The sequence below is a fragment of the Sphaerisporangium aureirubrum genome (assembly GCF_042658925.1).
Classification (GTDB): Bacteria; Actinomycetota; Actinomycetes; order Streptosporangiales; family Streptosporangiaceae; genus Sphaerisporangium; species Sphaerisporangium aureirubrum.
This window is the reverse complement of the sequence record NZ_JBHSRF010000186.1, coordinates 1-1,325: the sequence shown is the minus strand read 5'-3', so window position 1 is coordinate 1,325 and position 1,325 is coordinate 1. Positions and strand designations below refer to the sequence as shown.

Here is a 1,325-nt window from a genome sequence, read left to right as displayed (position 1 = left end):
GGTGTGTCGCCAGGGACCAGTCGGATGCGGGCTTTGGCCAGTACGTCCAGGCCCATGTAGCGGCGCGCTTCGACCCATTCGTCGGTCTGCTCGGCCAGTACCGCGCCGATCAGGCGGATGATCGCCGGCCGATCGGGGAAGATGCCCACCACATCGGTGCGGCGGCGGATTTCCTTGTTCAGTCGTTCTTGCGGGTTGTTCGACCAGGTCTGCGGCCAGATCTCGCGGGGGAAGGCAGCGAAGGCCAGCAGGTCCTCCCCGGCGGCCTCCAGATGATCGGCAGCGGCGGGGTGCTTGGCCTGGAGCGTTTGCACCACCCAGCAGTGCTGGGCGCGCACCGAGACGGCATCGGGCTGATCGAAGATGGTGCGCACCAGCGTGGCCACGAACGGCTGCGCGGAGCGAGAGACTACTGTCAGCAGATTGCGCAGGTAGTGGCTGCGGCAGCGCTGCCAGGATGCGCCGGTCAGCGTCGCCCCGACCGCGGCCACCAGCCCGGTGTGACAGTCGGAGATCACCAGTTGCACCCCCGACAGGCCACGCGCGACCAGGCCGCGCAAAAACGCCAGCCACCCCGCGCCGTCCTCGGCTGAGGTCACCTCCACCCCGAGGATCTCCCGGCGTCCATCGGCGTTCACGCCGGTGGCCACCAGCACGTGCACATTGATGATCCGCCCGCCTTCGCGCACCTTCTGCGTCAAAGCGTCCAGCCATACGAACGTGTACGGGCCGGCGTCCAGAGTCCGGGTACGGAACGCCTCGACCTGCTCGTCCAGGGTCTTGGCCATCTGCGAGACCTGGCTTTTGGAGATGTGCTTGATCCCCAGCTGCTCGACCAGCTTGTCGACCCTGCGCGTCGAGACGCCCAGCAGGTAGCTGGTGGCGACCACACTGATCAGCGCCTGCTCGGCCCGGCGCCGCCGCTCCAGCAGCCAGTCCGGGAAGTAGGAACCCTCGCGCAGCTTGGGAATCGCCAGCTCGATCGAGCCGGCACGCGTGTCCCACTCGCGCATCCGGTAGCCGTTGCGCCGGTTGGTCCGCTCCTGGCTGCGCTCGCCGTAGCCGGCCCCGCACAACGCATCCGCCTCGGCCGACATCAACGTCTCGGCCATGGTCTGCACCATGGATCGCAACAGATCCGGATCCTGCGCCTGGATCCGCTCCGCCAACCGGCCCAGCGGGTCCACACTGTCGTTCACGGCCATCGCCTCTTGTCCTCCTTCGATCGTGGAACATCGAAAAGGATCACGCGATGGCCGTCCTCATTTCACGACGCCACGCCTGTCACCAGCGAAAACTCGTACACCACCTCCGTGGACGCAACC

At 67.1% G+C, this 1,325-nt stretch carries 1 protein-coding gene; it reads right to left on the bottom strand.

Features of this window, described 5'->3' with window-relative positions; genetic code table 11:
* Nucleotides 1-1,205: IS256 family transposase (locus ACFP1K_RS41055; RefSeq protein WP_380764016.1), on the bottom strand; the 1,205-nt coding region annotated here is incomplete at its 3' end.
* Nucleotides 1,206-1,325: the final 120 nt, after the last annotated feature.